General features: G+C 73.3%; 25 protein-coding genes. 13 read left to right on the top strand and 12 right to left on the bottom strand.

Features of this window, described 5'->3' with window-relative positions:
* Positions 1-503 precede the first annotated feature (503 nt).
* Both J2S43_RS30420 and J2S43_RS30415 read right to left on the bottom strand, forming a co-directional pair.
* Positions 504-2,039 (bottom strand): MFS transporter, encoded by a 1,536-nt coding sequence (locus J2S43_RS30420; protein ID WP_306834998.1) that lies wholly within the window; start codon positions 2,037-2,039, stop codon positions 504-506.
* Between the two features lie 28 nt (positions 2,040-2,067).
* Positions 2,068-2,541: an ATP-binding protein gene (locus J2S43_RS30415; protein WP_306834997.1), complete on the bottom strand. Its 474-nt coding sequence runs from the start codon at positions 2,539-2,541 to the stop codon at positions 2,068-2,070.
* A 121-nt stretch (positions 2,542-2,662) separates the two neighbouring features.
* On the opposite strand from J2S43_RS30415, the gene macS reads away from it, so the two are divergent.
* The 4 genes from macS to J2S43_RS30395 all read left to right on the top strand — a co-directional run bounded on the left by macS (position 2,663) and on the right by J2S43_RS30395 (position 6,581).
* Positions 2,663-3,757: a MacS family sensor histidine kinase gene (gene macS / locus J2S43_RS30410; RefSeq protein ID WP_306834996.1), complete on the top strand. Its 1,095-nt coding sequence runs from the start codon at positions 2,663-2,665 to the stop codon at positions 3,755-3,757.
* A 585-nt stretch (positions 3,758-4,342) separates the two neighbouring features.
* Positions 4,343-4,978: a response regulator gene (locus tag J2S43_RS30405; protein WP_306839545.1), complete on the top strand. Its 636-nt coding sequence runs from the start codon at positions 4,343-4,345 to the stop codon at positions 4,976-4,978.
* A gap of 23 nt (positions 4,979-5,001) precedes the next feature.
* Positions 5,002-5,868 carry a dihydropteroate synthase gene (gene folP / locus J2S43_RS30400; protein ID WP_370881795.1) on the top strand — a complete coding sequence of 289 codons (867 nt, stop codon included), beginning with the start codon at positions 5,002-5,004 and terminating at the stop codon, positions 5,866-5,868.
* Positions 5,865-6,581 (top strand): pyrimidine reductase family protein, encoded by a 717-nt coding sequence (locus J2S43_RS30395; protein WP_306834994.1) that lies wholly within the window; start codon positions 5,865-5,867, stop codon positions 6,579-6,581. The genes folP and J2S43_RS30395 overlap by 4 nt, the downstream gene beginning before the upstream one ends.
* Positions 6,582-6,809: 228 nt before the next feature.
* Here the strand turns inward: J2S43_RS30395 and J2S43_RS30390 are convergent, their stop codons facing one another.
* Positions 6,810-7,796: an SDR family oxidoreductase gene (locus tag J2S43_RS30390; protein ID WP_306834993.1), complete on the bottom strand. Its 987-nt coding sequence runs from the start codon at positions 7,794-7,796 to the stop codon at positions 6,810-6,812.
* Between the two features lie 157 nt (positions 7,797-7,953).
* Between J2S43_RS30390 and J2S43_RS30385 the strand changes: the two genes are divergently transcribed.
* On the top strand, positions 7,954-9,114 hold the full coding sequence (locus tag J2S43_RS30385; RefSeq protein ID WP_306834992.1) for a glycosyltransferase: 1,161 nt from the start codon (positions 7,954-7,956) through the stop codon (positions 9,112-9,114).
* A gap of 59 nt (positions 9,115-9,173) precedes the next feature.
* Here J2S43_RS30385 and J2S43_RS30380 read toward each other — a convergent pair whose 3' ends face one another.
* The 4 genes from J2S43_RS30380 to aroA form a co-directional block, all read right to left on the bottom strand.
* Positions 9,174-10,070 (bottom strand): hypothetical protein, encoded by an 897-nt coding sequence (locus tag J2S43_RS30380; RefSeq protein ID WP_370881794.1) that lies wholly within the window; start codon positions 10,068-10,070, stop codon positions 9,174-9,176.
* A gap of 193 nt (positions 10,071-10,263) precedes the next feature.
* Positions 10,264-11,076: a histidinol-phosphatase gene (gene hisN, locus J2S43_RS30375; protein ID WP_306834990.1), complete on the bottom strand. Its 813-nt coding sequence runs from the start codon at positions 11,074-11,076 to the stop codon at positions 10,264-10,266.
* A 32-nt stretch (positions 11,077-11,108) separates the two neighbouring features.
* Positions 11,109-12,095: a ribosome small subunit-dependent GTPase A gene (rsgA, locus tag J2S43_RS30370; RefSeq protein WP_306839543.1), complete on the bottom strand. Its 987-nt coding sequence runs from the start codon at positions 12,093-12,095 to the stop codon at positions 11,109-11,111.
* Positions 12,096-12,234: 139 nt separating this feature from the next.
* Positions 12,235-13,521, bottom strand: a complete 1,287-nt coding sequence (gene aroA / locus J2S43_RS30365) for a 3-phosphoshikimate 1-carboxyvinyltransferase (RefSeq protein ID WP_370881672.1) — start codon at positions 13,519-13,521, stop codon at positions 12,235-12,237.
* Between the two features lie 104 nt (positions 13,522-13,625).
* Here aroA and J2S43_RS30360 point away from each other — a divergent pair, with 104 nt between their 5' ends.
* The 5 genes from J2S43_RS30360 to rsrA all read left to right on the top strand — a co-directional run bounded on the left by J2S43_RS30360 (position 13,626) and on the right by rsrA (position 16,845).
* Positions 13,626-14,354, top strand: coding sequence for an SOS response-associated peptidase (locus J2S43_RS30360; protein ID WP_306839540.1), 729 nt, complete (start codon positions 13,626-13,628; stop codon positions 14,352-14,354).
* Positions 14,355-14,528: 174 nt separating this feature from the next.
* On the top strand, positions 14,529-14,942 hold the full coding sequence (locus tag J2S43_RS30355) for a WhiB family transcriptional regulator (RefSeq protein WP_306834989.1): 414 nt from the start codon (positions 14,529-14,531) through the stop codon (positions 14,940-14,942).
* A gap of 64 nt (positions 14,943-15,006) precedes the next feature.
* Positions 15,007-15,615: an alpha/beta hydrolase family protein gene (locus J2S43_RS30350; RefSeq protein ID WP_306834988.1), complete on the top strand. Its 609-nt coding sequence runs from the start codon at positions 15,007-15,009 to the stop codon at positions 15,613-15,615.
* Between the two features lie 98 nt (positions 15,616-15,713).
* Positions 15,714-16,556 carry a sigma-70 family RNA polymerase sigma factor gene (locus tag J2S43_RS30345; protein WP_370881793.1) on the top strand — a complete coding sequence of 281 codons (843 nt, stop codon included), beginning with the start codon at positions 15,714-15,716 and terminating at the stop codon, positions 16,554-16,556.
* Positions 16,557-16,560: 4 nt separating this feature from the next.
* Entirely contained in the window at positions 16,561-16,845 is a 285-nt protein-coding gene (gene rsrA / locus J2S43_RS30340) for a mycothiol system anti-sigma-R factor (RefSeq protein ID WP_306834987.1), read from the top strand.
* 52 nt (positions 16,846-16,897) lie between these two features.
* Here the strand turns inward: rsrA and J2S43_RS42305 are convergent, their stop codons facing one another.
* Entirely contained in the window at positions 16,898-16,972 is a 75-nt protein-coding gene (locus J2S43_RS42305; protein WP_369700219.1) for a 50S ribosomal protein bL37, read from the bottom strand.
* Positions 16,973-17,137: 165 nt separating this feature from the next.
* Between J2S43_RS42305 and J2S43_RS30335 the strand changes: the two genes are divergently transcribed.
* Positions 17,138-17,353, top strand: coding sequence for a biotin/lipoyl-binding carrier protein (locus J2S43_RS30335; protein ID WP_306834986.1), 216 nt, complete (start codon positions 17,138-17,140; stop codon positions 17,351-17,353).
* Here the strand turns inward: J2S43_RS30335 and J2S43_RS30330 are convergent.
* Entirely contained in the window at positions 17,343-19,118 is a 1,776-nt protein-coding gene (locus J2S43_RS30330) for a tetratricopeptide repeat protein (protein ID WP_306839536.1), read from the bottom strand. The two genes, J2S43_RS30335 and J2S43_RS30330, sit on opposite strands and share 11 nt — an antisense overlap.
* A 278-nt stretch (positions 19,119-19,396) precedes the next feature.
* Between J2S43_RS30330 and J2S43_RS30325 the strand changes: the two genes are divergently transcribed.
* Together J2S43_RS30325 and J2S43_RS30320 are read left to right on the top strand one after the other, a co-directional pair.
* Positions 19,397-20,431 (top strand): SIS domain-containing protein, encoded by a 1,035-nt coding sequence (locus J2S43_RS30325; protein WP_306839533.1) that lies wholly within the window; start codon positions 19,397-19,399, stop codon positions 20,429-20,431.
* A gap of 441 nt (positions 20,432-20,872) precedes the next feature.
* Positions 20,873-22,447 carry a sensor histidine kinase gene (locus J2S43_RS30320; protein ID WP_306834985.1) on the top strand — a complete coding sequence of 525 codons (1,575 nt, stop codon included), beginning with the start codon at positions 20,873-20,875 and terminating at the stop codon, positions 22,445-22,447.
* A gap of 47 nt (positions 22,448-22,494) precedes the next feature.
* Here the strand turns inward: J2S43_RS30320 and J2S43_RS30315 are convergent, their stop codons facing one another.
* The 3 genes from J2S43_RS30315 to eccB all read right to left on the bottom strand — a co-directional run bounded on the left by J2S43_RS30315 (position 22,495) and on the right by eccB (position 25,739).
* Positions 22,495-23,799: a WXG100 family type VII secretion target gene (locus tag J2S43_RS30315; RefSeq protein WP_306834984.1), complete on the bottom strand. Its 1,305-nt coding sequence runs from the start codon at positions 23,797-23,799 to the stop codon at positions 22,495-22,497.
* On the bottom strand, positions 23,792-24,166 hold the full coding sequence (locus tag J2S43_RS30310) for a DUF2563 family protein (protein WP_503125035.1): 375 nt from the start codon (positions 24,164-24,166) through the stop codon (positions 23,792-23,794). The genes J2S43_RS30315 and J2S43_RS30310 overlap by 8 nt, the downstream gene beginning before the upstream one ends.
* Before the next feature lie 157 nt (positions 24,167-24,323).
* Positions 24,324-25,739: a type VII secretion protein EccB gene (gene eccB / locus J2S43_RS30305; protein ID WP_306834982.1), complete on the bottom strand. Its 1,416-nt coding sequence runs from the start codon at positions 25,737-25,739 to the stop codon at positions 24,324-24,326.
* Positions 25,740-25,842 lie beyond the last annotated feature (103 nt).

Below are 25,842 nucleotides of genomic sequence, written 5' to 3'. Positions count from 1 at the left end.
GCTTTAGAAGCGGATTTCCCGCTTCCGGCGTGGTGGCGTCCCCAGTGCTCCCGCGGGCACCGGTCGTCGCTGGCGCTCCTCCCTGCCATTCCCGCCGTTGGTCCCGAAAACCGGGCGGCGTGCCATCGCATGGCGCGCCGCCCGGCTTCCTGCGCGGCGCCCGCTGCCCGGGGCTTCGGCGTGGCGCGCTCTGCCTGACTCTCTGTGCGGCGCGCGCGGCGCTCCCCGAGTTGTTCTAACGACCTGGGGACGCCTCGATCATGGATGTTCGGCGCGTTCGTCCTGGCGACGAAAGGTCCGTGAAGGGCGAAAATGCGGGCGTGCAGGGCCTGGCCGGCCGCGCGTCAGGGCCCTGACGCGCGGCCGGCCAGGCGCCCACTCTGACGCCGAAAGATCAGTAGGCGACCGGCTCGTGGTCTGCCACGACGAGCGGTCGTGGCGGACCCGATGCCGGCACCTGAGCGGCCGCGTCCGCGACGGGCGTCGCCGCGAGGCTGGTCGCCCTACAGGGAGATCTCGGCGCGGCCGGCAGTCGGCGGCGGTGCCGGGAGCGGTGGGTGGCCGGTCGTGATCCGGTTCGCGATCAGCAGCGTGGCGAGGCCGGCGGCCGTGGTGAGGGCGAGGGCGCCGGTGAAGCCTGAGGTGCCGAGCGAGTGGAAGATCAGGCCGGTGACGGAGAGCGTGATGCTGCCGGCGGCCGCGTCCGCGATGGCCTTGGCGCTGAGGTTGAAGCCCTGCGTGTCCGGTGCGGAGAATGCCAGGACCGCGGTGCTGATCCTCGGGTACATCGCGCCCATGCCGCCGCCGGCCAGCAGCCAGCCCGCGCCCGCGACCAGCGGGTGCAGGCGTAGCGCGGCGGTGGCCAGTACCGTCAGCACGCCGAGTGCCAGCAGCGCGGCGCCGAGGCGGATCACGGTCCGGTGCGGCACGGCCGCGGCGAAGCGGCGGCCCTGCAGGTCGGAGGCGAGGGCCCAGGAGAGCGCGGCCGCGGTGAGCACCGCGCCGGAGAGCCAGGCGGGGTAGCCGTAGCGGTCCTGTAGCAGCAACGGCAGGTAGGCCTCGGTGCCGAAGAACGCGGCCCCGGCCGCACCGCACACCAGGATGGTGGACGGCAGTCCACGGGCCGCGCGGAGCGTGCCGGCCGGCAGCAGCGGTCGAAGCGCGAGCGCGGCGACGGCCAGCACCACCGCCACCAGCATCACCGCGCCCAGCGCCGAAACAGCTCCGGCGGAAGTGGATCCGCCTGGTGCCGTTTCGGCGGAAGTGGATCCGGTCGGTGCCGTTTCGGCCAACACGGGCCTGGCCGGTGCTGTCTCGGCCACGGCTGTCTCGGCCACGGCTGGGTCGGCCGGTGTCGGGGGGAGGAGCCAGGAAGAGGTGAGGCTGAGGGTGACGACGGCGGTGGCGACCACGACCGCGGCCGCGATGCGGCGGAGGTCGGTGGTGGACAGCGGCGCGGGTACGACCGGGGTGACGCGGCGCAGCGCCGGGACGATCAGCGGGGTGACCAGGGCGACGAGGATCAGCACGCCGAGGAAGACCCAGTGCCAGGAGAGCGCGTCCGTGACGAGGCCGGCGGCGAACGGGCCGATCAGCGACGGCACCACCCAGGCGGCGGCGAACAGGCCGAACAGGCGCGGGTGCAGCGCCGGCGGGTAGACGCGGGCGACCAGCACGTTGAGCGCGACCGCGTAGGCGCCGTAGCCGAGGCCCTGCAGCAGCCGCCCGGCGATGAAGACGGCCATCGTCGCGGCCAGGCCGGCCAGCGCGAGCCCGGCCGCGAAGACGCCGATCGCGGCCAGCAGCGGCCGGGCGGGACCGCGCCGGTCCGCGAGCGTACCGCCGGCGACCATGCCGACCGCGCCGGCCGCGAGCGTGGCCGCGAAACCGAGCGTGTAGAGGTCCCGGCCGCCGAGATCCTCCGTGATGATCGGCATGACCGTGGTGACCGCGAGCGACTCGAACGCGGCCAGGAGGACCAGGCTGACCGCGCCGACCGTGGTCAGCAGATGACGGCGGTCGAAGACACTGTCGATCATCAGGCGACGGTACGACCTGAAGCGCGATTCAGGTCAAGGCGGACGAGACGCGGACCGTGGTGCCGTGCGGGCCGCTCGCCATCTCGATCGTGTCGGTGAGCTTGTCCGCGAGGAACAGCCCCCAGCCGCCGGGCCTGGCCGGGACCGGCGGGACAGCGGGGTGCCCGGCCGTGGCGAGCTCGAAGCCGCCGCCGGTGTCGATCACCTCGCAGGTGACCGACTTCGGGTCGTGCCACAGTTGCAGCGTGCCCTGCCCGCCGCCGTGCCGGACCGCGTTCGTGAGCAGCTCGTAGACCGCGAGCACGAAGTCGTCGAGGCGCTCGCCGCGCAGCCCCGCGGTCGCGGCGCAGAGGGCCACGCGGTGGCGGAGTGCGGTCACGCCGTCGGCGTCGAACCGGGTTCCGAGCAGCGCGACGGAGCCCGCGGCCGGAACCGCGAGCGGTGAGACGGCGGGGTGGTCGGCGGGGTGGTCGGCGGGGTGATCGGTGGGGCGGTCGGCCATGCCCAGTTCCCCTCGCCAGCTGGTCAAGGGCTTACGGCATCACCACAGTACGCGTTCCGTCGCTCCGGGGCGCAACTGAGTGTGGGACGGTGGCACCGTGCAACAAGGATTGGCCGCGCCCATGTGGCGCGCGATCGGTGCGTACCGGATCGCCTCGCTGCTCTACGTGATGGTCCTGATAGTGCGCAACGTGGATCAGTACGCGAACCCGCTCGCCGCCGGCCCGGCGCTCGCGCTGATGGTCGGCTGGACCGCCTTCGCGACCGCCGCGTTCGCCCGGCCGGCCTGGCGCCGCTGGCCGCTGCTGATCGCCGACCTCGCGGTCGCGCTGGCCGTCGTGGTGGCCAGCCCCTACGTGGTGGGTCAGGGCCCGCTGAACGCCGGCGTACCCACGCTGGCCGTCGCCTGGCTCGGCGCGCCCGTGCTCGCCTGGGCGGTCTCCGGCGGCCGCCGCCGCGGGCTGACCGCCGCGCTGCTGCTCGGCACGGCCGACATCGTGGTCCGGGACCGGTTGCACCCGTCCACGCTGAACGGGTTCGCGCTGATGGTGCTGGCCGGGTTCGTGGTCGGGCTGGTCGCGCGGCTGGCGGCCGACGCGGAGGAGCGCATGCAGCGCGCGATCGAGTTGGAGGCCGCGACGCGCGAACGGGAACGGCTGGCCCGCGACATCCACGACTCCGTGCTGCAGGTGCTGGCGCTGGTGCAGCGGCGGGGCGCGCAGCTTCCCGGCGAGGCGGGCGAGCTGGCCCGGCTGGCCGGCCAGCAGGAGGCGAAGCTGCGCATGCTGATCGCGGACGGCCCGTCCGGCCCGCCGCCGGGTGAGGAGGGTGAGGCGGACCTGCGGGCCGTGCTGGGCCGGTTCGCGTCGGACACGGTGTCGATCGCGAGCCCGGCCACGCCGGTGCCGCTGCCGGTGCGCGCGGCCGAGGCGGTCGGCGCCGCGGTCCGCGCCACGCTGGACAACGTGGACCGGCACGCCGGCCCGGCCGCGCGCGCCTGGGTGCTGCTGGAGGACGACGACGCCGCGATCACGGTCTCGATCCGCGACGACGGCCCCGGCTTCCCGGACGGCCGCCTGGAGGAGGCCGCCTCCCAGGGCCGCCTCGGCGTCGCCCAGTCCGTCCGCGGCCGCATCGCCGACCTCGGTGGCACAGCCGAGATCTATTCAAAACCCGGCGAGGGTACGGAGGTGGAGCTCCACATCCCCCGCCACTGACCCCCGGCCGGCCCTTCATCACGCGGGACGACCGGCCCCACGGGCGACACGGGCGGCGCTGGGCCGTGCGGCGGCGCTGGGCCGTGCGGCGGCGCTGGGCCGTGCGGGGCGTTGAGCCGTGCGGGGCGCCGGGCCGTTAGGGGCGGTAGCCGCAGGACGCCCGGGGCACGCGGAGCGGCAGGTCACCCAGCACGGTCGGGTGCTGCGCGCCCGAATCGTGAGATGACGGGCAACGCGCCAGCCACCTGGCCGGGTCTGAGTGGCGGCAGCCGCGCATCTCGGCGCTCAGTGGGGCATGTCCGGAGTCGTGACCAGCGGCGCAAGCCGCATTGTCCTTCCCGGCCACCACGCATCAGACAGGGAGGAGCGCCAGCGACGACCGGTGCCCGCGGGAGCACGCCCAACGCCACCACGCCGGAAGTGGGAAACGGCACTTTGGTTCTTGTTCTTGGTCTTGCTCTGGTTCTTGTTCCTGGTCTTGCTCTGGTTCTTGCTCCTGATTCCTGCTCCGGTTCTTGATCCTGGTCTTGGTTCTCCGTGTCCGTCGGCAGCACCGCGCCCCACTAGAGTGGTCTGGTGCGTGTGATGGTGGTGGACGACCACCCGATGTGGCGGGACGGCGTGGCCCGTGACCTGGCCGAGGCCGGTCATGACGTGGTCGCGGCCGTGGGCGAGGGACGGCAGGCGGTGCGGATCGCGGGCGCGGCCCGGCCCGACCTGGTGGTGCTGGACCTGCAGCTGCCGGACATCGACGGCGTCGAGGTGATCAGTGGGCTGCTGGCCGCGCTGCCCGGCGTGCGCATCCTGATGCTGTCGGCCAGTGGCGAGCAGCAGTCGGTGCTGGACGCGGTGAAGGCGGGCGCGACCGGTTACCTGCTGAAGTCCGCCGGGCAGGCCGAGTTCCTGGCCGCGGTGGAGGCGGCCGGGGCCGGTGAGGCGGTGTTCACGCCGGGGCTGGCCGGGCTGGTGCTGGGCGAGTTCCGGCGGCTGGCGGCCGAGCCGCCGCGCGCGGAGGACGACGGCGCGCCCCGGCTGACCGACCGGGAGACCGAGGTGTTGCGGCTGGTCGCGAAGGGTCTGTCGTACAAGCAGATCGCGGAGCGGCTGGTGCTCTCGCACCGCACCGTGCAGAACCACGTGCAGAACACGCTCGGCAAGTTGCAGCTGCACAACCGGGTCGAGCTGACTCGGTACGCCATCGAGAAGGGCCTCGATCAGTGAGCGGCTTCTTCCAGCCGGAGTTCATCTCGCCGAAGCGGCGGATCGGCGCGCGCGAGTTCGACTTCTCCCGGCAGGTCGCGGTGATGGCGATCGTGAACCGGACGCCGGACTCGTTCTTCGACCGGGGGCGCACGTTCGCGCTGCGGGCCGCGGTGGACGCGGTGCTGGCCGCGGCCGCGGACGGCGCGGACTGGATCGACATCGGCGGCGTGCCGTTCGGCCCGGGCCCGGAGGTGACCGAGGCCGAGGAGCTGGACCGGGTGATCCCGGTGGTCGAGGCGGTGCGCGCGGCCAGCGACGTGGTGATCTCGGTGGACACGTACCGCACCGGCGTGGCCCGGGCCGCGATCGACGCGGGCGCGGACGTCATCAACGACACCAGCGGGTTGCAGGACGACGCGCTCGGGTCGCTGGTGGCGGCGAGCCCGGCCGCGCTGGTGATCACGCACAGTCTGGCGTCGCCGCCACGCACGCCGCATCCGAGCCCGGCCTATCAGGACGTGGCCGGTGAGATCGCCGCGTTCCTCACGGAGCGGGCCGCGCGCGCGGTGGCGCTGGGCGTGCCGCCGGAGCGGATCATCATCGACCCCGGGCACGACCTGAACAAGAACACGCACCACACGCTGGAGCTGAGCCGGCGGTTGCACGAGATCACCGCGATCGGCTACCCGACGCTGGCCGCGGTCTCGAACAAGGATTTCATCGGCGAGACGCTGGACCTGCCGTCCGGTCAGCGGCTGGCGGGCACGCTCGCGGCCGTGGTGCTGAGCATCGTGCAGGGGGCCAGGATCGTGCGCGTGCACGACGTGCCGGCCGCGGTCTCGGCGGTGCGGCTGACCGAGGCCGTGCTCGGCTGGCGCGCCCCGCTTCACACCCGGCACAACGTGTGAGGGCGCTCGCCTACGCCGAGGTTGATCTCGTCGCGGCGTACGCGATGGAGCGGCCGTCGCTGCGGGTCAACTTCGTGGCGAGTGCGGACGGGGCGGCGACGCTGTCCGGCCGGTCCGGCGGTCTCGGCAACGCGAACGACCAGCACATCCTGGGCCTGCTCCGGCAGCTCGCGGACGTGCTGGTGGTGGGCGCGGGCACGCTGCGGGCGGAGGGTTACGGGCCGCTGGTGCTGCCGGACGCCGCGGTCGCGCATCGCCGGGATCATGGGCTGCCGGATCACCCCCGGCTGGCGGTCGTGTCCGCGCGGCTGCACGGGCTCGGGCCGGATCATCCCTCGTTCGCGGCGGCGCCGGTCCGGCCGTTGGTGATCACGGTCGGTACCGCGCCGGCCGAGCGTCGGCACGCGCTGCAGGCCGTCGCGGACGTGCTGATCTGCGGCGACGAGGAGCTGGACGCGGCGGCGCTGCCGGGCCTGCTGGCCGGGCGCGGGCTGCCGGGCGTGCTGTGCGAGGGCGGACCCGCGCTGTTCGGCGCGCTCGTCGCCGCGGACGTGGTCGACGAGCTGTGCCTGACGCTGAGCCCGTGGCTGGCCGGGGCCGGCGCGAGCCGGATCGTCGCGGGGCCGCCGTCGGTGCCGCGGCCGCTGACGGTCCGGCACGTGCTCACGGACGACGAGCTGCTGTTCCTCCGGTACGCTCGGCGGCGCTCCTGACCGGCCGGCTGCGGCTCCGTCGCGGGCCACGATCGCGCCGGTGATCGCCGGGCCGTTGTCGTGGCCGGCGATGCGCCGGTGATGCGCCGGCGACCGCCCGCCCGGGCTGTGTCGCCGATCAGCGTGAGCTGCGCTGTTGGTCAGTGGAAGCTGTTTCGCCGGTCAGGCCGTGCTGATTGACCCATCAAATCGTGCTGCTCCGCAGGTCAGCTCGTGCTGCGCCGCTGGTCAGTTCGCCCGACGCCGCCGCGCGGTCAGGATGGCCGCCGCGCCGACCGCGAGGCCGGTGGCCGCGCCGGTCCGGGCCAGCATCCGGCCCATCCCGTGCCACTCGCCCCGCGCCCGCCCGGTCGCCCGGCTGCCGGAGAGGTTACCGGTGGTGTCCGGCGCCGGCCGGTCACTCAGCACGGTCCGCGCGCCGTACGCGCCGAGCACCCGCTCCGTGAGCCCCGGGAACAGGCGCCACTGGTAGCCGAGCAGCGCCGCGGCCGCGCCCGCGTACGTCTCCCGGCGCGGCCGCTCCAGCATCCGGATGATCGCGCGCGCCACCACCTCCGGCGGGTACACCGGGGGCGGCGGCGTGGGCCGCCGGCCGGAGTGGTTCGCCGCGTTCGCGAAGAACGGCGTGTCGATGGTGGCGGGCAACACGGTGCAGACCGAGATCCGCCGCGCCCACGGCTCGTGCCGCAGCTCCTGCCGGACCGTGTCGGACAGCCCGCGGACGCCGTGCTTGGCCGCGTTGTACGACGACATGTACGGCATCGTGATCTCGGCCAGCACGGACGCGTTGTTGATCAGCACCCCGCCCCCGGCCGCGCGCAGGTGCGGCAGCGCGGCCCGCATACCGTACGCGGCGCCGAGCAGGTTGACCTCCACCACCCGGCGGAACTCCTCCGGCGGCACGTCGGTGAGCAGCCCGTAGACCGCCTCGGTGGCGTTGTTCACCCAGCCGTCGATCCGGCCGGTCGCGGCGGCCGCGCGGGTGGCCAGGTCGGTGACCGCGGCCGGGTCGGTGACGTCGGTCGGCACGACCAGCGCGCGCCCGCCGTCCGCCCGGCAGGCCTCGGCGACCCGCTGGAGCGCGTCCGTGCCGCGCGCCGCCAGCACCACGGACGCGCCCCGGGCGGCGAGCGCGCGGGCGGTCGCCGCGCCGATGCCGGAGGACGCGCCGGTGATCACGATCGTCGACTGGGAGAGCGGTGCGGTGAGGGGCATACGGCACGCGTACCCATCGGTGGTGCCCGTTATCCGGGCCACCGATGTTTTACCGGAGCGCCGGGCGGTTAACCAGTGACCGGCTCTCTCAGCTGTACGTCACCGTGCCGGCGGCTGGTTTCCTGGTGTCCGTATGTCAATACAGCGGAGGTGAGCGATGCGCGTGGGCCTGATCAGGGCCAATGCCCGTCCGATGGAGGCGGGTACGTCCAGGGTGGCGGCCGAGCTGGCCGCGCTCGGCCACGATGTGCGAATCTTCGAGTGCCGCGGCTCGGGTCCGGCCGACGGCGATGAGGTCTTCACCGAGAAGGGCTACGCCGTCCACCGGGTGGCGCCGCCCGCGCCGCAGGGAGCCGCCGGCCGCTTCGTGGCGCAACTGGCCGGCGTGGGCCGCCGGCTCGCGGACCGGTGGTCCAGCGGCTGGATCCCGGACGTGGTGCACGGTCACTACTGGCTCGGTGGGCTGGCGGCCGCGACCGCGGCGCGCACCTCCGGGCTGCCCATGGTCCAGACGTTCTACTCGGTCGGTTCCGCGCAGCGGAGCCTCGGCAAGCCGGACGCGTGCCTGGGCGAGCGGATCGCGATGGAGCGGGTGCTCACCCGGGCCGCGGACGTGGCGGTCGCGCAGTCCCCGGACGAGGCGGACGAGCTGACCCGGCTCGGCGCGGCGCGCGCGTCGGTGGCGCTGATCCCGTCCGGCGTCGACACCACCGTGTTCGCGCCGGACGGCGAGGCGGAGGCACGGACCGGCGGGATGGAACGGATCCTGTCGGTCGGGCTCGGCCCCGGGCACGGCCAGGACCACCTGATCCGCGCGCTGCGGTACGTGCCGGGTGCGGAGTTGGTGATCGTCGGCGGCGCGGGTGGCGAGAACGGCCGTGACGTGGTGCGCGCGCTCGGCGACCTGGCCCGGCGCAGCCGCGTGGAGGACCGGGTCCGGATCGTCGGCGAGGTGCCGCACGAGCGGATGGCCCGCTGGTACCGCTCCGCGGACGTGGTGGCCTGCACGCCCAGGACCGCGCCGAGCGGCGCCGTCCCGGTCGAGGCGATGGCCTGCGGCGTCCCGGTGGTCGGCTACGCGCTCGGCGGCATCGCGGAGAGCGTGGTGGACGAGGTGACCGGCCGGCTGGTGAAGCCGGGTGACGTGCGCGCGGCCGGCTACGCACTGCGCGAGCTGGTCGGCACGAAGGTGCAGCGGACCGCGTACGGCGACGCGGCCGTGGACCGGGCCCGCTGCCGCTACACCTGGGAACGCACCGCGTCCGCGTTGGAGGCGGTCTACCAGGGTCTGCTGACCCCGCAGGCGGCGACGGCCTAGCGCCTGTCTCACCAGGGATGGCCGTGGGCACGGCCATCCCTGGTGAAACGGGTCCTGGGTCAGCTCTGAGACCGTTCCGAGCCGACTGTGAGCGGCACGTAGTTCCCTTGCGGTGCAGGCGGCGGCGTCACCCGTTTCCGGGCCGGCGCGGTCTCATGGTGGTGTTGCGGCTCGGCGTACCGGGTCAGGCCGATCACCGCGAGCAGCGTGACCACGAACCCCAGCGTGGCCAGCCACTCGCGGCCCGGCCAGATCCGGTCGCCGAGCAGCAGCAGGCCGATGATCGCGGCGGGCACCGCACCCGCGGCGTCCATCGCGGCCACCGCGGCCGTGGTGGAGCCGCGCTGCATGGCCAGGCCGAGCAGCAGCTGCCCGACGATCGAGTGCACGATCAGGAGGTAGAGCAGCGGGTCGCTGAGCACCCCGCCCACCGAGTGGAGCGAGGCGAGCGGGCGGGCCGCGACCGCGGCGGCGGAGAACGCGATGCCGGCCAGTGAGCCGAGCGCGACCGATCCGGGCGCGCCGTGTAATCGGGCCGCGAGCGCGCCGAGCACACCGAGAACGGGCACGGAGAGGCCGAGCGCGACCACGCCGGCCAGCGGCAACGGCCGGGCGGGCGCGGGCTCCGCGGCCACGATGAGCGCGGTGATGCCGCCGAACAGCACGGTGATCAGGCCGATCTCGGCCAGCGGCAGCCGCCACTTGAGCAGCGCGACGCCGAGCACGGCGGTCACGCCGAGCCCGGCCGCCACGCTCGCCTGCACCAGGAACAGCGGCAGATCGCGCCGGGCCAGGAACGCCAGCACGAAGCCGAGGATCTGAATGACCAGACCGACGAGGTACGCCCGGTGGCCGGCGAGCCGCAGCAGCAGACCCGGGTCGAACGTGTGATGCACCGTCGTCCGGGTCGCCGCGATGGATTGAAGCAGGTTGGCGACGCCGTACGCGATGATCATCGCGCCGAGGAAGAGCCATCCAGCCGACATCACCTGGCGAGGATAGACCGCTTCCGGCCACGCCCGCAGTTGCACCGGCGCAACTGGTCCGCCCTGGCCGGGTGATCTTTAAATGGGGTGCTCGTACCGTTACAAAGGGTTCTAAAGCGTGCGGATTCCCGAGGGTTTCAACGAGCGCGGATGCCGGGGATTCTCAAAGTGCCCGGATGCCGGGCGATGAGAGCCGCTCCAGCACCTCGGTGTGCAGCCGGCCGTTCGTGGCCACCGCGCTGCCGCCGCCCGGGCCCGGGCGGCCGGTCAGGTCGGTGAAGCGGCCGCCCGCCTCGGTCACGATCGGGACCAGCGCGGCGACGTCCCAGAGTGACAGCTCCGGCTCGACCATCGCCTCCAGCGCGCCCTCGGCCAGCAGCATGTAGCCGTAGAAGTCACCGTACGCCCGGTTTCGCCAGGTCTGGCGCATGATGTCCAGCATCGGGGCGAGCCGGCCGGACTCCTCCCAGCCCATCAGGTCGGAGTAGCAGAAGCTCGCGTCGCTGAGCCGGCTGACGCCGGAGACCTTGATCGGCGTGGCCGCGGCGGTGTGCTTGCCGGCGAACGCGCCGTGCCCGGTCGCGGCCCACCAGCGCCGGCCCAGCGCGGGCGCGGAGACCAGCCCGACCACGGGTGTGTCGCCCTCCATCAGCGCGATCAGCGTGGCCCAGACCGGGACGCCGCGGATGAAGTTCTTGGTGCCGTCGATCGGGTCGATGACCCAGCGCCGGGTGCCTATGCCGACCGCGGCCTCGGTCTGGCCGTACTCCTCGCCGAGCACCGCGTCCCGGGAACGGGTGCGGGCCAGCGTCGCGCGGATGGCCCGCTCCACCGCCGTGTCGGCGTCGGAGACCGGTGTCAGGTCGGGTTTGGCCTCCACATGCAGGTCCAACGCCCGGAACCGGGCCATCGAGATGGAGTCCGCGGTGTCGGCGAGCACGTGGGCGAGCGAGAGATCGTCGGCATAGCTGGCCATGGCGCAAAAACTAGCCGATCACGCCGAGCGGGCTAACCTCGGTCGGGCCCTTCCAGCCCGTCGCCACCGGATCGGGACGCCAGCAGCCGCCGGTAGGACTCCAGCCGCCGCACGTCCGCGTGCCCGGCCGTGACCCACGCGGGCAGCGCGCACTCCGGGTCGGTCTCCGTGTGCTCGCAGTTCGGCGGGCAGTCGACGGTGCCCTCGACCAGGTCCGGGAACCCGTGCAGCAGGCTCTCCGCGGAGACCAGCGCCAGGCCGAAGCTGCGCACGCCGGGCGTGTCGATGATCCAGCTCGCCTCCTTCGAGGGGAGCCGCAGCGCGACCGCGCTGGTGGACGTGTGCCGGCCCTTGCCGACCGCGCTGACCACGCCGACCGCCCGGTCCGCGTCCGGCACCAGGCGGTTCACCAGCGTCGACTTGCCCACGCCGGAGTGACCGACCATCACGGAGACGCGCCCGGCCAGCACCTCGCGCAGCGCGCTCAGGTCGCCGTCCGGCTCGGTGAGCACGTGCGGCAGGTCCAGCTCCGCGTAGTAGCCCAGGACCTCCGCGGGGCCGGCCAGGTCGGCCTTGGTCAGGCAGAGCAGCGGCACGATGCCCGCGTCGTACGCCGCGACCAGGCAGCGGTCGATGAAGCCGGTGCGCGGCGGCGGGTCGGCCAGCGCGCTCACGATCACCAGCTGGTCCGCGTTCGCCACCACGACGCGCTCCAGCCGTCCCTCCGCCGTGGTGTCGTCGTCGTCCGCGGTGCGGCGCAGCACCGAGGAGCGCTCCTCGATCCGGACGATCCGGGCCAGCGAGCCGGTGCTGCCGGAGACGTCGCCGACCAGCCCGACCCGGTCACCGACCACGACCGACTTGCGGCCCAACTCGCGGGCGCGCATCGCGGTCAGCGGCTCGTCGTCGACCATGCACGTGTAGCGCCCGCGGTCGACCGCGATCACGAACCCCTCGACCGCGTCCTCGTGCTTGGGCCGGGTCCGGGTCCGCGGACGCGACGACTTGCTCGGTCGGATGCGGACGTCGTCCTCGTCGTACTCCCGCCGCTTGCCGGTCAGCGCAGATCTCCTTCATCCATGAGCGTCGTCCGGCGCCGAACTCGACCCGCTCGTCACCGCGGTTCGCGGTGCCGGTCTCCACCGCGCCGAACAATGCTCAGTCGCCCGCGATCATCGCCGACCATAGTGCCGGGAAGTCGGGCAGCGTCTTCGAGGTACACGCTACGTCGCTCAGTTCCACGCCGGGAACCGCCAGGCCGATGACCGCGGCCGCGTGCGCCATCCGGTGATCGCGGTCGGTGTCCACCACGCCGGCGCGCAGCGGGCGCGGCACGATCCGCAGGCCGTCCGCCAGCTCGGTGACCTCGGCCCCGAGCGTGCCGAGCGCGCGGGCCAGCACCGCGAGCCGGTCGGTCTCGTGGCCGCGGATGTGCCCGACGCCGTGCAGCGTGCTCGGCGAGTCGGCCAGCGCGGCGAGCGCGGCCAGCACCGGGGCCAGCTCGCTCAGCCCGGACAGGTCCGCGTCCAGCCCGTGCACCCGGCCGGTGCCGCGCACGGTCAGCCCGCCGGTGCCGAGCCGGACGTCCGCGCCCATCGCTCGGAGCAGCCCGCGCAGCTGCTCGACCGGCTGCATGCTGCTGCGCGGCCAGCCGGGCAGCACCACCGTGCCGGCGGTGACCAGTGCGGCCGCGAAGAACGGCAGCGCGCTGGACAGGTCCGGCTCGATCTCCCAGCCGCGCCCGGAGAGCCGGCCGGGTGCCACGCTCCACACGTCCGGCGTGGCGTCGTCCACGCCGGCCCCGGCGGAGCGCAGCATCTGCACCGTCATCCGCAGGTGCGGTGCGGCCGGCACCGGCGGACCGACGTGCCGCACCGTGATGCCGCGTGCGAACCGCGCCGCGGCCAGCAGCAGGCCGGAGACGAGCTGGCTGGACGCGGACGCGTCGATCACCACCTCGCCGCCGCGGACCTCGCCGGTGCCGTGCACGGTCAGCGGCAGCACGCCGCCCGGGCCGCCGTCCACCCGGACGCCGATCCGGCGCAGCGCGTCGATCAGGGGCCCCAGCGGGCGCCGCCGGGCGAGCGCGTCGCCGTCGAACGTGGCCGGCCCGGCCGCGAGCCCCGCCACCGGGGGCAGGAACCGCATGACGGTGCCGGCCAGGCCCACGTCGATGTGGCCGGCCGCGTGCAGCGGCCCGGGGCGGACCACCCAGCGGTCGTCCGCGGCCGTGGAGACGTGCGTGCCGAGCGCGCGCAGCCCGGCCACCATCAGCGCGCTGTCCCGCGCCAGCAGCGGCGAGGAGAGCGTGGACGGGCCGGTGGCGAGCGCGCCGAGGACGAGCGCGCGGTTGGTGACGGACTTCGAACCGGGCAGGTGGACGACCGCGTCCACGGGGCCGGCCGCGACGGGCGCGCGCCACGGTATGACGGTGAGTTTTGCCACGATTACAGTCTGACGTGTTCGCCCATTGCTCTCCGTCTCTCTCTCGCTGATCGGGAAACGCGCGGTCCGGGAGAATGTCGTACCGGCGGCGTAGCGTGGACCGCATGTGCGGCAGGTATGCGACCACCCGGAGTTCCGTGGATCTCAGCGCGCTATTCGGTGCCGAGGACGAGACCGAAATGCCGATGACCGCGCGATTCAATGTTGCGCCGACAGATCCGGTGCCGATCGTCCGCGTCTCCCACCGGCGTGAACTGCGAGTTCTGCAATCCGCGCGATGGGGACTGCTGCCGCCCTGGGCGAAGGATCCGCGCGCCGGCGCCCGCATGATCAATGCGCGCGCCGAGACGGTCGCGACGTCCCGTGCGTTCGCGCCGTCGTTCGCGCGGCGCCGGTGCCTGGTGCCGGCGGACGGCTGGTTCGAGTGGGTCAAGCCCGAGGGCAAGGGCGCGAAACAGGCTTACTACATGACCCCGGCCGACGGCGGCGAGCTGGCCTTCGCCGGGCTCTGGTCCGTCTGGGGCGAGGGCGACGACGCGATCCTGACCTGCAGCATCATCACCACGGCCGCGCGCGCGACGCTCAGCGCGGTGCACGACCGCATGCCGCTGCTGCTGCCGCCCGGCCGGTGGGACGCCTGGCTCGGCGCGCCCGCCGGCGAGGAGTCGCTGCTCGCGCCGCCGCCCGACGACTACCTCGCGGGGCTGGAATTGCGGCCGGTCGGGCCGGCTGTCGGCAACGTCCGGAATGACGGTCCTGAACTCATTGCCCCAATTGCAGCGGATGCGCTTCGCCCGGCGCCGGACGACCCGGCGACATTGACGCTCTTCTGATCCCCGCTCCTTTGTAAAAAGATGTGAGCAATTCCCCGATATTGGATAGAAACCCTTGCCTGTCCTATGTGAAGTGCGGTAGAACACAGCGCCGGCGGTTGGCGCGATTGGGGTTTCGGTGTGGTCGCGCCGCAAGGGAGAAAACGTTGCCAGCCCCACGGGGGAGGTGGGTGAATGACACGGGCGCGCATGCCACGCCCGCAAGAGGTCGCCGCAGCTCGCAAGGATCCGCGACTGCTCCGCGCCCTCGACGAGCGAAGCCTGGACGAGGCCTGGCGGACCCGGGGGGTCTGTCAGAGCGTCGATCCGGAGACGTTCTTCCCGGCTCCGAACGAGCCGGCGGACGCGGCGATCGCCATGTGCGGTTCCTGCGAGGTCCAGGGCGCCTGCCTGGCCTGGGCGCTGACGGTGGGTGACTGCCACGGGGTCTGGGGCGGCACGACCCCGCGCGAGCGCCGGGCCATGCTCCGCGTCTGGCAGGAACAGGCGCGGGACGACGCCGGCCGGGAGAGCGGCGAGCTCGTCTTCGAGGTGGACGGTCCTCCGGTCCGGGGCGGGCTGTTGGCTCTGGTGCCGCTGGGCCGTTGAGACGGGCCGGTCACGCGGGAGATCGAGCGCCGCGACGCCACCGCACCGTGGTGGGATGACCGGTATGAGCGACGCAATGATCGGCACGGCTCGCGGGCCGGCCCGGGTGGACGTCGATCGTCCCGAGGCCGAGCCCGTGAGCCTGCTGGTGCTGGGCCACGGTGCCGGTGGCGACGTGGACGCGCCCGACCTGGTGGCACTCCGCGACGCGGCCCACGCGGCCGGCGTGCTGGTGGCGCGGGTGACCCAGCCGTACCGGGTGGCGGGCCGGCGCGCGCCCGCGCCCGCGAACCACCTCGACGAGGCGTTCACCGATGTGGTCCGGCAGCTGCGGCGCATCGACCCGGACCCGGTTCTGCTGCTCGGCGGCCGGTCCAGCGGCGCCCGGGTCGCCTGCCGCACCGCGCGGGAGCTCGGCGCGGCCGCGATCGTGGCGCTCGCGTTCCCGCTGCACCCGCCGGGCAAGCCCGAGAGGACTCGCGCGCCCGAGCTGGAGACCGACCTGCCCACACTGTGCGTCAACGGCGACCGGGACGCGTTCGGCGTGCCGGAGGCGGCCGGTTCGGTCGAGGTGCTCGTCCGGCCCGGCGAGACCCACGATCTCAAGCGCGACCCGGCCGGCATCGCGGCTGCGGTCGTCGAGTGGCTGCGCCGGAACGGCTGGGCGAACTGAGCCGCGGCTCACGCCGTACCCCCGGATCGGTCTTGGAATGTCGAGGCCGTGCTCGTGGTTGAAGCCCCCGGAGGCAACGAGCGGAAGGGGTGGATCTCGTGCGATCAGCAGTACGCGGTCCGGACCGGGCATCGACTGGTCCAGGCGCCGAGCGCGTCAGGGCGCTGCTGAACGGTCCCGAGTGGCCCGCAGCGCCGGCCGAAGCCGAAGATCGGGGCAAATTGTCTGTGTTGACGACTACCAGTCGGGTGACACACCTGACACCGGACGTTTCCGAAACCATTGGCGGGACACTCCACGTATCCTCTGCGGGACAGCGGAGGGGAGACGATCGGGTGACCCGAGCGGAGACAGCCGAGGAACGGCGCGCGCGCTTCGAGCGCGACGCGATGCCGTTCGTCGACCAGTTGTACGCGGCGGGCCTGCGCATGACGCGGAACCCGGCCGACGCGGAAGACCTGGTGCAGGAGACGTTCCTCAAGGCGTTCGCGGCCTTCCACCAGTTCGAGGAGGGCACGAACCTCAAGGCCTGGCTGTACCGCATCCTCACGAACACGTACATCAACTCGTACCGTCGCCGGCAGCGTCAGCCGATCCAGGCGCCGACCGAGGAGATCACGGACTGGCAGCTCGCCGAGGCGGAGTCGCACACGTCCAGCGGGCTGAAGTCGGCCGAGACCGAGGCGCTGGACCGGCTGCCCGACAGCGACATCAAGAACGCGCTGCAGGCACTGCCGGAGGAGTTCCGGCTCGCCGTCTACCTCGCGGACGTGGAGGGCTTCTCCTACAAGGAGATCGCGGACATCATGAACACGCCGATCGGCACCGTGATGTCGCGGCTGCACCGAGGCCGGCGTAACCTCCGCAAGCTGCTGGAGCGCTACGCTGCGGACCGGGGTTTCAACCGGTCCCCCGAGTCGGCGGCAGCGCAGGAGGTGTGACGCGGTGAGTTGCGGCGAGCCACACGAGACGGACTGCGACGAAGTGCTCGGCGAGGTCTATCTGTACCTCGACCTGGAGTGCGCCGACGGGCGGCGTGAGGTGATCCGCGAGCACCTGGACGAGTGCTCGCCGTGCCTCCGCGAGTTCGGCATCGAGCAGGAGGTGAAGGCGCTGGTGTCCCGCTGCTGCGGTGACGAGACCGCGCCGGAGGAACTGCGGGCGCGGCTCCGCGCGAAACTGGGGGAGCTGTCCGTCGAGGCCGGCACCCGGGAATATCTGCCCGACTGAGCTTTCATGAAGAGGCCGCCGTCCCGGATGGGACGGCGGCCTTTTCGCGTGCTCAGCTGTTGGGGCGCTTGCCGTGGTTGGCGCCGCTCTTCTTACGGGCCTTCTTCTTACGGGCCTTCTTCGCCATGGCCGCGTCCTTCCGCTCGTCGGTGCGCCGCACTCCCGCTCTGCGAGCAGCGAGGCGGCGTTGGTCCACCCGTGATTTTAGATGGCGGGCGAGCCCGGCCTGCGGGCGCCCGCGTCATGATTGGATGCAGGGTGACGAGGCGCGACGACGGAGGGACCGGGAGCGATGTCCGAGGAGATCCACGCCGAGATGGTGGCCAACGTCTGGAAGGTCGTGGCGAGCGAGGGCGACACCGTGGCCGAGGGTGACACCCTGGTCATCCTGGAGTCGATGAAGATGGAGATCCCGGTCGTCGCGGAGGCGGACGGGACGCTGACCCAGGTCGCGGTGCACGAGGGCGACGTCGTGCAGGAGGGCGACCTGATCGCGGTCATCGCCTGAACAGCCGCCGGAGTAAGCCGGTCCTGCGCGGTGGCGGCGGGGCCGGTGGCTCCTCCACCGGGCGCTCCGCCGCGATGATCGCCCGCGCCATCAGCTCGGTCTTCGCGTCCAGTTCCGGTGTGGCCAGCGCGAGCTGCGCCACCGACCAGGCGATCGTGACCGGGCGCTGCCGCACCACGACCGCGATGTCGGCCAGCCGGTCACGGATCAGGCCGGCCACGTCCGCCCGCACCTCCGGCGCCACCCAGGCCGCCGTGACCAGGGCGAACAGCGCGGCCTCGGTGATCCAGTCCTCCACGCCCCAGGCCAGGTCGGCCAGCACCCGGCGCCGCGTGCTGCTCTCCCACGGCTCGTCCGTGCGGTGGTGCAGCAGCCCGAGACACGCCCACACCTGCACACTGCGCACCCAGAGCGACGGGTCGTGGGCGGCGAGGGCGGTGCCGAGCTCGGTGGCGGGCGGCGCCGGCGGGTGCACCAGCAGCGCCAGCAGGTCGTCCATCTCCAGCAGTGCCAGCGAGAGCGCCGCGTCGTAGGCGGCCTGCGGGTGCGGCCAGGCCGGCAGCGCGATCTGCCGGATCCGCTCGACCGCGGCCTCGGACGGCTCGCGCAACGCGGGCAGCGCGTCCGTCTCGAAGAACTCCCAGACCGACCGTCCGCCGGTACGCCGGGGGAGCCGCAGATCCGGCTCCGGAACCCGCTCGACGATCACCGCCATGTCCGGCAGCGCGGCGCCGACCGTGCGCATCGCGGACGGCGGCTCCAGGTTGCTCAGCCGCAGCCGCCCGCCGGTGATCGGCCCCTCGGTCTCCAGCATCTGCCGCAACACGTTGATCACCGCTTCGCCCGCGGCCGGCAGCCGGCCCAGCCACGGCAGGTCCTGGCAGCACTCCGCCAGATCGGTGTGCTCGTGCGAGTCGTCCGGGTGGTGCCGCTGGAAGTCGGCCAGCGCGACCAGGTGCGAGAGCTTTCCGTCCCGCCGGTAGCGCAGCCGGTGGGCGGTGTGCACCGCGCAGTCGAACTCCGCGTCGCGGGCCAGCGCGTCGTCTATCCAGCGGATCGCCTCGTCCAGCTGACCGCTGTCCGCGAGCGTGCCGGCGATGTCGGCGTAGACGGAGAGGTCGGCCGGGTCGTGCGCGACGGCCCGGCGGAGCGCGGCGATCGACTCCTTGGTCCGGCCGGCGCTGCGGTACGCGTACCCCAGCCACACCTCGCCGAGCTTGGTCGGCGCGACCCGCACGCCGCGCTGCGCCCAGTCGATCGCGATCGCGGTCTCGCCCATCCGGCGGGCCAGCGCGGACGCGGCGCCGAGCAGCAGCGCATGCCCGGGATGCGCGGTGGCCGCGTGCTTGGCGACCCGCAGGTACGGCTGGAGCGGCCCGCGCTGCTCGTCCGGCACCGGGTCCGGCACGCCCGCGCAGACCTGCATGATCGTGCGGGCCAGCTGATCCGGCTCGATCCGGGTGGCCAGCTCCGGGTCGGCGACCCACGGCACACCGGCCCAGTCCGCGTTCGGCGCGTGCCCGGTCGCGGCGGCCAGCAGCTCCAGCGCCTCGCCGGGCTGACCGGCCGCGGCCAGCAGGTGGCTGCGGGCCACCACGGCGCCGATGAACACGTGGTCGGCGAGCGGATAGAGGTCGAGCGCGCCGCCGGTGCGCGCGGCCAGCTTCGCGAGCAGCTCGTGCACCTCGGGCATGGTCGGGGCGTGCGCGAGCGCGCCGGCCACGTGGTCCGCGGCGTGCCCGAAGTCCGCCTCGTCGAGCGCCATCCGGGCCAGGGCCAGTTCGCCCTCCGCGGAGAGGCGTGGGTCGCCTATCCCCTCAGTCAAAGCCTTATGTCCCTTGTGAAGGCCTATGTCCGGCTGCCGAGCTGTCGTTGATCGTCACCCCGCAACCGCAGCCTATGGCACGGCGCGGCCTACGCATCCATCCCGGCCGCTGTTGCGCGATTGGTTGCGAAAACTGCTTGATTCGTGCAGCATTGAGCACGGAGTGAACACCGTTTGCGCGAGGAGTCGTCATGCCTGAGGTGCAGCCCGGGGCCGGGATGGCCGCCGACATCGCGGAGCAGCCGGCCGGCATCGCCCGCCTGCTCGAGACGCCGCACGCCACCGCGATCGCCACGGTCGCGGCCGCGATCGTGGCCCGCCGCCCGAAGCACGTGGTCTTCGTCGCGCGCGGCACGTCCGACCACGCCGCGCTCTACGGGGCATACCTCACCGAGATCCGGCTCGGGCTCCCGGCCAGCAGCTCCTCGCCCAGTTCGATCACGGTCTTCGGCGCCCGGCCCGACCTGTCCCAGGCGTTGGTGATCGGCGTCAGCCAGAGCGGCGGCTCGCCCGACCTGACCGAGGTCATGCGGGTGGCCCGCGCGTCCGGCGCGCTCACCGTCGCGGTCGTCAACGTGCCGGACTCGCCGCTGGCCGAGGCCGCGGAGCACGTGATCGACGTCGCGGCCGGGCACGAGCGCGCGGTCGCGGCCACGAAGTCGTACGTGGCGGAGCTGCAGACGCTGCTCATGCTGATCGAGGGCGTCCGGGCCGGCGACGGCGCGCTGCCGGCCGAGGAGCGCGCGATCCTGGAGGCGCTGCCCGCGCACGCGGAGCGGGTGCTCGCCGACCCCACCGCGACCGAGCTGGCCGCGCGCTACCGGTTCGCGGCGCGCATCCTCACCACCGGGCGGGGCTATGCGTACCCGACCGCGCGCGAGTCCGCGCTGAAGCTGATGGAGACCTGCTACCTGCCGTCGCTGTCGTTCTCCGGCGCCGACCTGATGCACGGCCCGCTCGCGCTCGCCGCGCCGGACGTGCCGGTGCTCGCGGTCGTCGGCGCGGGTCCCGGCGGCGCCTCGATGACCGAGGTGCTCGGCCGGCTGACCGAGCGCCGCGCGGACGTGGTGGCGATCGGCTCCGGCGAGGTTCCCGGCGCCTCCGCCCGGATCGTGATCCCGGAGCTGGACGAGCGCTACGCCCCGCTGCTCGACATCCTCCCGGCCCAGCAGCTCGCGCTGGCGCTCGCGGTCGCCCGCGGCGAGGACCCGGACGCCCCCCGCGGCCTGAAGAAGGTCACCGCGACCCTCTGACCGAAAGACCGAATTCAACTTCCGGATCTTCCCGCTTCCGGCGCGGTACGGCCCGTTTGCTCCCGCGGGCAAACCGCGCCGAGTGCTCCGACTCCGCTAGCGCTCCGCTCCGCACGCGGCGACGGAGCCAGCCGGGCGGGTGGCTGGGTGACCCCACGCGATCCCCGCGGCTGTCCCGCCCGCGGCCGCGCCGCGTGCTGGGCGGATGGCCGGGAAGGACCGCGCGATTCCCGCCGGAAGCCGCGGCCCGTGGTGGGGTCGGGTGGTTCTGCCGGCCGACCGCTCAACGTGCAGGGAGGCCGCCCGCGGCCGACCGGTGCCCGCGGGAGCACTGGGAACCCGGCCACGCCGGAAGTGGGAAGATCGCCTTCGAGGGTTTGATCCTGGTGCTCTCGCTCGCACCGGGCCTGGATCGAAACACGGCTGTGAAAGGCTGGCGGCGTGTCCACGCTGCGCGACCTCGTCGAGGAGCACACCAAGCTCTCCTCCGCCGACATCGATCACCTGCACCGGCTCGCCGGCGACTGGCAACTGCTGTCCGATCTGTCGTTCGCCGATCTGCTCCTCTGGGTGCCGGTCGGCGACCGGAGCACGGCGCGGTCGTTCCTCTGCGTGGCGCAGGTGCGGCCGACCACCGGGCCGACGGCGTACCTGGATGATCAGGTCGGGCGGATCATCGGCGGTGCCGAGGTCGCGCACCTGGTGATAGCGCACCACCAGGGGCGGATCTGGCGCGAGGGCGACCCGGTGTGGTACGGGGAGACCCCCGCCCGGCACGAGGCGATCCCGGTGCGCACCCGGGACGACGACGGCGAGCCCGGCGAGGTCATCGCGATCATCGGGCGGGACACCAACCTCTCCACCGCGCGCACGCCCAGCCAGCTGGAACTCAACTACCTGACCACCGCGGACGACCTGGCGCAGATGGTGGCGGACGGCACGTTCCCGCCGGCCCGGCACCCGGGCGAGACCACGTCCGCGCCGCGCGTCGGCGACGGCCTGATCCGGCTGGCGGCCAGCGGGCGGGTCACCTACGCCAGCCCGAACGCGCAGTCCGCGTACCGCCGGCTGGGTTTCTCCTCGCACCTGGTCGGCGAGGACCTGCCCGCGCTGACCGGCCGCCTGGCCCGGGACCCGCTGGACGGCACGGACATCACCGCGAAGATGCTCTCCGCGTTGCGCGGCGAGGCGCCGGCCAGGCGGGAGATGGAGGCGCGGGGCGCCACCGTGCTGCTGCGCGCGCTGCCGCTGATGCCGGCCGGCGTGCCGATCGGCGCGCTGGTGCTGGTCCGCGACGTGACCGAGGTGCGCCGCCGGGATCGCGCGCTGGTCACCAAGGACGCCACCATCCGGGAGATCCACCACCGGGTCAAGAACAACCTGCAGACCGTGGCCGCGCTGCTGCGGCTGCAGGCCCGCCGGGTGGACAGCGCGTCCGCGAAGGCCGCGTTGCAGGAGTCGGTGCGCCGGGTCGCGTCGATCGCGCTGGTGCACGAGACGCTGTCGATGACCGGCAACGGCAACGAGACCGTGGAGTTCGACGGCATCCTGGACCGGGTGGCGACCGCTGCCACCGAGGTCGCGGCGACCGACTTCACGGTCGCGATCCGGCGCGAGGGCAGCTTTGGCGTGCTCGCCGCGGAGACCGCCACCAGCCTGGTCATGGTGCTGAACGAGCTGCTGATCAACGCGGTCGAGCACGGCTTCCCGGCGCACGAGGAGGACGGCCCGGACTCCGCCGAGCTCACCGTGCCGGAGGGCAACGCGGAACCGGTCGGCGAGGTGGTGGTCACCGTCCTGCGGCAGCGCAAACAGCTGCTGGTCACGGTGGCCGACAACGGCCAGGGCCTGCCCGACGGCTTCGTGGACGGGCGGGACGGCCGGCTCGGCCTGCAGATCGTGCGCTCGCTCGCCACCGGGGAGCTGCGCGGCACGATCGAGCTGCGCAACCGGGACGGCGGCGGCACCGAGGCCGTGCTGACCGTGCCGCTCGGCAAACCGGGCACGACGCACTGATCGCCGGCGGCCCCCACGTCCGGGGGCCGCCGGCGATCAGTGACGGATCAGCGGCCGCCGAGGACCGGCGGGGGAGCGGAGCCGTCCTGGCCCCACACCATGTCGTCCTCGGTCAGCCAGGTGGTGCGGTCGTCCGCGTCCTCGTCCTCGCCGGTCAGGCCACGGCCGCCGGCCGCGCTCTGGGCGCCCTTCGCACCGGCCGCGTTGCGGTTCTGCAGGCCGTGGTGGCCGTCGACGCCGCCGACACCCTGCCGGGGCACGCCCAGCCGGTCCTTGCCGCCGCCGGCCGCGCCGGTGCCCTTGCCCGCGCCGGTGCCCGTGTTGCCGCCCGGCTTCATCGCCGAGGAGCCGGCACCGCCCGGACGGGCCGACTGGCCGCTGTTGCCGAGGCCCAGCGCGCCCGCGGCGAGACCGCCGGCGCCCGCGGCGAGACCGCCGAGCGCGAGGCCACCGCCGCCGAGGCTGTCGCCACCTCCACCGCCACCGCCACCACCACCGGTGCCGAGACCGGTGCCGGTGCCCGTGCCGGTGCCGATACCTGGGGTGGCGGCGCTGAGACCGGTGCCGTTCCCGCCGCCACCGGTGACGTCACCGACCGAGGTCGAGGGTCCGCCGCCGGTGGTGTCGCCGCGATCACCGGGCGTGCCGGTGTCCGAGACCAGCGACGGACTGTCCGGCGCGCCGGCCCGGCCGGAGCCGGACGACGAGCTGGTGCCGGTGCCGCCGAGGCCGCTGACGTTGGTCGCGCCCGGGCCGCTCGCGCTGCCGGGCCCGTCGTTGTCGACCGAGCCGGGCAGGTCCGCCGGGGCGATCGGCGGCTGGACGCTGCCGCCGGACCAGGACATCTGGTAGTCGCCGGCGAGGTTGGAGATCAGCTCGACGGTGCGCGCCTTCGCCTTCTCCCGCTGCTCCTCGTCGCGGTTGTGACCCCAGACCGCGCCGACCACCGCGCCGGGCACACCGGCCACGGCGCCGCCGGTGAGCGCGCCGCCCCAGGTGCTGGTGTTGTCGTCGGTGTCCGCCGGATCGTCGACCTTGGCCTGGGCGGTTTTCAGGTCGGCCGCGAACGAGGTGAGCGCGAGCTTCACCTGCCCGGCCAGCTCCGCGTTGTCCGAGGCGAACTGGGCGATCACGGTCACCCGGCGGCTGAACTCGTCGCCGGAGTCGCTGCTCCACTTCTCGTTCAGCGAGGCCAGATCGCGGGTCAGCGCGGTCGAGATGTCGTCGAGCGTGCCGGAGACCGTGCTCCAGTCCGCGCTCGCGGCCTCGACCGCGGCCGGGTCGCCGTTCTGCAGCTGGTTGTAGAGAGTCTCGTGGCTCTCGTTCTCGTAGTACGACCTCAGGTCAGACATTGCCCGTTCCTCGCAGCGGTGCGGCCAGGTCACCCACGGTCGACGCGATCTCGTCGGCGCTGACCCGGTTGAGCTCCTCGGTCGTGGTGTAGTTGCGCAGGATCTCGGCCGTGGCGGTCTGCGCGGCGACGATCGCGGTCCGAAGCCGGCGCGCGTTCGCCAGGTGCTGGGACTGCCGGGTCGAGTAGTTCGTGCTGATCGTCGACGCGTGGTGGAACGTGCCGACCGGCAGCGGTGCGCTCAGCCGGTTGCTGAGCACGCTGATCACGTGGTCGACCTCGCTGAGCCGCGCTCTGAGCTGGTCCTGGAACTCTTGCAGTGAATCGACGTCTACAGTGGTGTTTCCACCGCGAGCAGCCGGACTCATGACCGTTCGCCTCCCCGTCTATAGCGATGTTCGATTCGGCTGGACTGCACCGGGACGACGGCGACTCAGGCATCGACGAACCACCGCGGTTATCCCGAAGTGCCAGCGTAACCAATGGATGCACGCCGTTGCAGGGGCCGCCCGTCAGGTGTCCGAACTATCCGGTTGTCGCCGCGCTCGTCACGGTTCGGCGCGCCAGCTCGATGTCGAGTGTCGGCCCGGCCGGGATCAGATCGATCAGACTGGCCGGAACCGGCGAGGGGCTCGACCCTCCGTAGCCGAGCGCTGTCTTTGCGTCACCGCCAGCGGTACCCAGCGCGAACATCCGGCCCTCGTCCGTGAGCAGGAACACGGTGGAGCCCGGCGCGGCCGTGCCGCCCGGCAGTGCCGGCTGGATCAGCGCGCCGGTGCCACCGGTCACCAGCACGCGGTCCACCGTGGCGGTCGCGGCCCGGGTCGCGGAGTCGGTGCCGTCGTCCAGGGCCGCGGCCAGCTCGGCCGGGCGGGTCGCGTACACCTCGACGGTGTTCCGGTTGTCGCCCACGTCGTAGAAGTCGCAGATCGCGCTGTTGCTGCGGTTCGTCACGGTCTGGCTCAGCCGCGGCATCTCGGACGGGAACCCGTCCGGCTCGACCCGCGTGGTCGCCTGACGACGGTCCGCCTCCTGCGCGGTGGTGTCCCGGACCTCCGCGCCGTTGTCCTGGAACAGCTGCGCCATCAGGTTCCCGACCGGAGCCAGCCCCGACTCGGCCAGCACGTAGAACCGGTCGCCGACCCTGAACACGGTGCCGACCGCCGCGGACCTGCCGTCCACCGGCTCCTCGGCCGGCGAGCCCTGGCCCGGCAGCTCCACCGGCGCCAGATTCGGCCCGGCCGGGATCGCGTTGACCAGTTCCTCGGCCACCTTGATCGAGTCCGTCGGGTCCAGGCCGACCAGCGCGGGCCGCGGCACGGCCAGCCGGGTGTTGTTCCACACAAGGTAGAACACCGCGGTGTTGTTCTGCACCTCGCCGACGTGCACCAGCAGGCCCTCGTCCCCGGCGAGCGTGGCCGCGCCGCTCAGCGACCGGCCCACCACCAGGCTGCTGATCGGCGCGTCGCCCTCCAGCGCGGTCAGGTTCGAGCACACCCGCCAGGTCGAGCCGGACAGGTTCTTCGGGTCCGGCAGCGCGTCCGGCGCGTTCATGATCCCGACGGTCCGAGCACGCGGCTTGTCCCTCAGCGAGCCGGCCGAGACGCGGCGGATCTCCGGGGCGTCCGTGGCGAGGATCAGGCGCGCGGACGCGTAGTTGGCCACCGGGAACAGCTTGTTCGACGTGTAGACGTACGTCGCGCCGGAGTCCTTGTCGATCACCAGCGTGTCGTTCGCCAGCGGCGCCTTGTTCTCGGTCAGGAGCCCGTAGGCGCCGAACACGCCGAGCACCAGCGCACCCACCAGCACGCTGCCGAACAGGGCCAGCCCGAGGCGGCGCATCGGCAGCTCGTTGGTCTCCGGCTCACCCGAGACCACCGCCGATACGATGCGGCGGGTGACGAAGCGGTACGCCTGGACCTGATCACGGCGGGTACGCATGCAATCCTCCTGAAAAGCGGTGCCGCGCCGCCACGGGTTCCTGCGGTGTCGCGCGCGTCCCTACGATAAGGGTCCGCCGGTAGGGCCGGGGGACCTGCGGTAC

Source organism: Catenuloplanes nepalensis (assembly GCF_030811575.1).
In the GTDB taxonomy this organism is placed as follows: domain Bacteria; phylum Actinomycetota; class Actinomycetes; order Mycobacteriales; family Micromonosporaceae; genus Catenuloplanes; species Catenuloplanes nepalensis.
The sequence above is the reverse complement of the archived record's forward strand: the minus strand, read 5'-3'. Positions and strand labels throughout refer to the sequence as shown.

What these genes read in the sequence shown, in the direction of transcription:
- J2S43_RS30325 (WP_306839533.1), top strand. Translation starts at nt 19,397, where the DNA reads ATGGCCGCCGACATCGCGGAGCAGCCGGCCGGCATCGCCCGCCTGCTC.
- J2S43_RS30350 (WP_306834988.1), top strand. Translation starts at nt 15,007, where the DNA reads ATGAGCGACGCAATGATCGGCACGGCTCGCGGGCCGGCCCGGGTGGAC.
- eccB (WP_306834982.1), bottom strand. Translation starts at nt 25,739, where the DNA reads ATGCGTACCCGCCGTGATCAGGTCCAGGCGTACCGCTTCGTCACCCGC.
- macS (WP_306834996.1), top strand. Translation starts at nt 2,663, where the DNA reads ATGTGGCGCGCGATCGGTGCGTACCGGATCGCCTCGCTGCTCTACGTG.
- J2S43_RS30420 (WP_306834998.1), bottom strand. Translation starts at nt 2,039, where the DNA reads ATGATCGACAGTGTCTTCGACCGCCGTCATCTGCTGACCACGGTCGGC.
- J2S43_RS30390 (WP_306834993.1), bottom strand. Translation starts at nt 7,796, where the DNA reads ATGCCCCTCACCGCACCGCTCTCCCAGTCGACGATCGTGATCACCGGC.
- J2S43_RS30310 (WP_503125035.1), bottom strand. Translation starts at nt 24,166, where the DNA reads ATGAGTCCGGCTGCTCGCGGTGGAAACACCACTGTAGACGTCGATTCA.
- J2S43_RS30385 (WP_306834992.1), top strand. Translation starts at nt 7,954, where the DNA reads ATGCGCGTGGGCCTGATCAGGGCCAATGCCCGTCCGATGGAGGCGGGT.
- hisN (WP_306834990.1), bottom strand. Translation starts at nt 11,076, where the DNA reads ATGGCCAGCTATGCCGACGATCTCTCGCTCGCCCACGTGCTCGCCGAC.
- J2S43_RS30415 (WP_306834997.1), bottom strand. Translation starts at nt 2,541, where the DNA reads ATGGCCGACCGCCCCACCGATCACCCCGCCGACCACCCCGCCGACCAC.
- J2S43_RS30380 (WP_370881794.1), bottom strand. Translation starts at nt 10,070, where the DNA reads ATGATCATCGCGTACGGCGTCGCCAACCTGCTTCAATCCATCGCGGCG.
- J2S43_RS30405 (WP_306839545.1), top strand. Translation starts at nt 4,343, where the DNA reads ATGGTGGTGGACGACCACCCGATGTGGCGGGACGGCGTGGCCCGTGAC.
- J2S43_RS30315 (WP_306834984.1), bottom strand. Translation starts at nt 23,799, where the DNA reads ATGTCTGACCTGAGGTCGTACTACGAGAACGAGAGCCACGAGACTCTC.
- J2S43_RS30355 (WP_306834989.1), top strand. Translation starts at nt 14,529, where the DNA reads ATGACACGGGCGCGCATGCCACGCCCGCAAGAGGTCGCCGCAGCTCGC.
- J2S43_RS30330 (WP_306839536.1), bottom strand. Translation starts at nt 19,118, where the DNA reads ATGGCGCTCGACGAGGCGGACTTCGGGCACGCCGCGGACCACGTGGCC.
- J2S43_RS30360 (WP_306839540.1), top strand. Translation starts at nt 13,626, where the DNA reads ATGTGCGGCAGGTATGCGACCACCCGGAGTTCCGTGGATCTCAGCGCG.
- J2S43_RS30335 (WP_306834986.1), top strand. Translation starts at nt 17,138, where the DNA reads ATGTCCGAGGAGATCCACGCCGAGATGGTGGCCAACGTCTGGAAGGTC.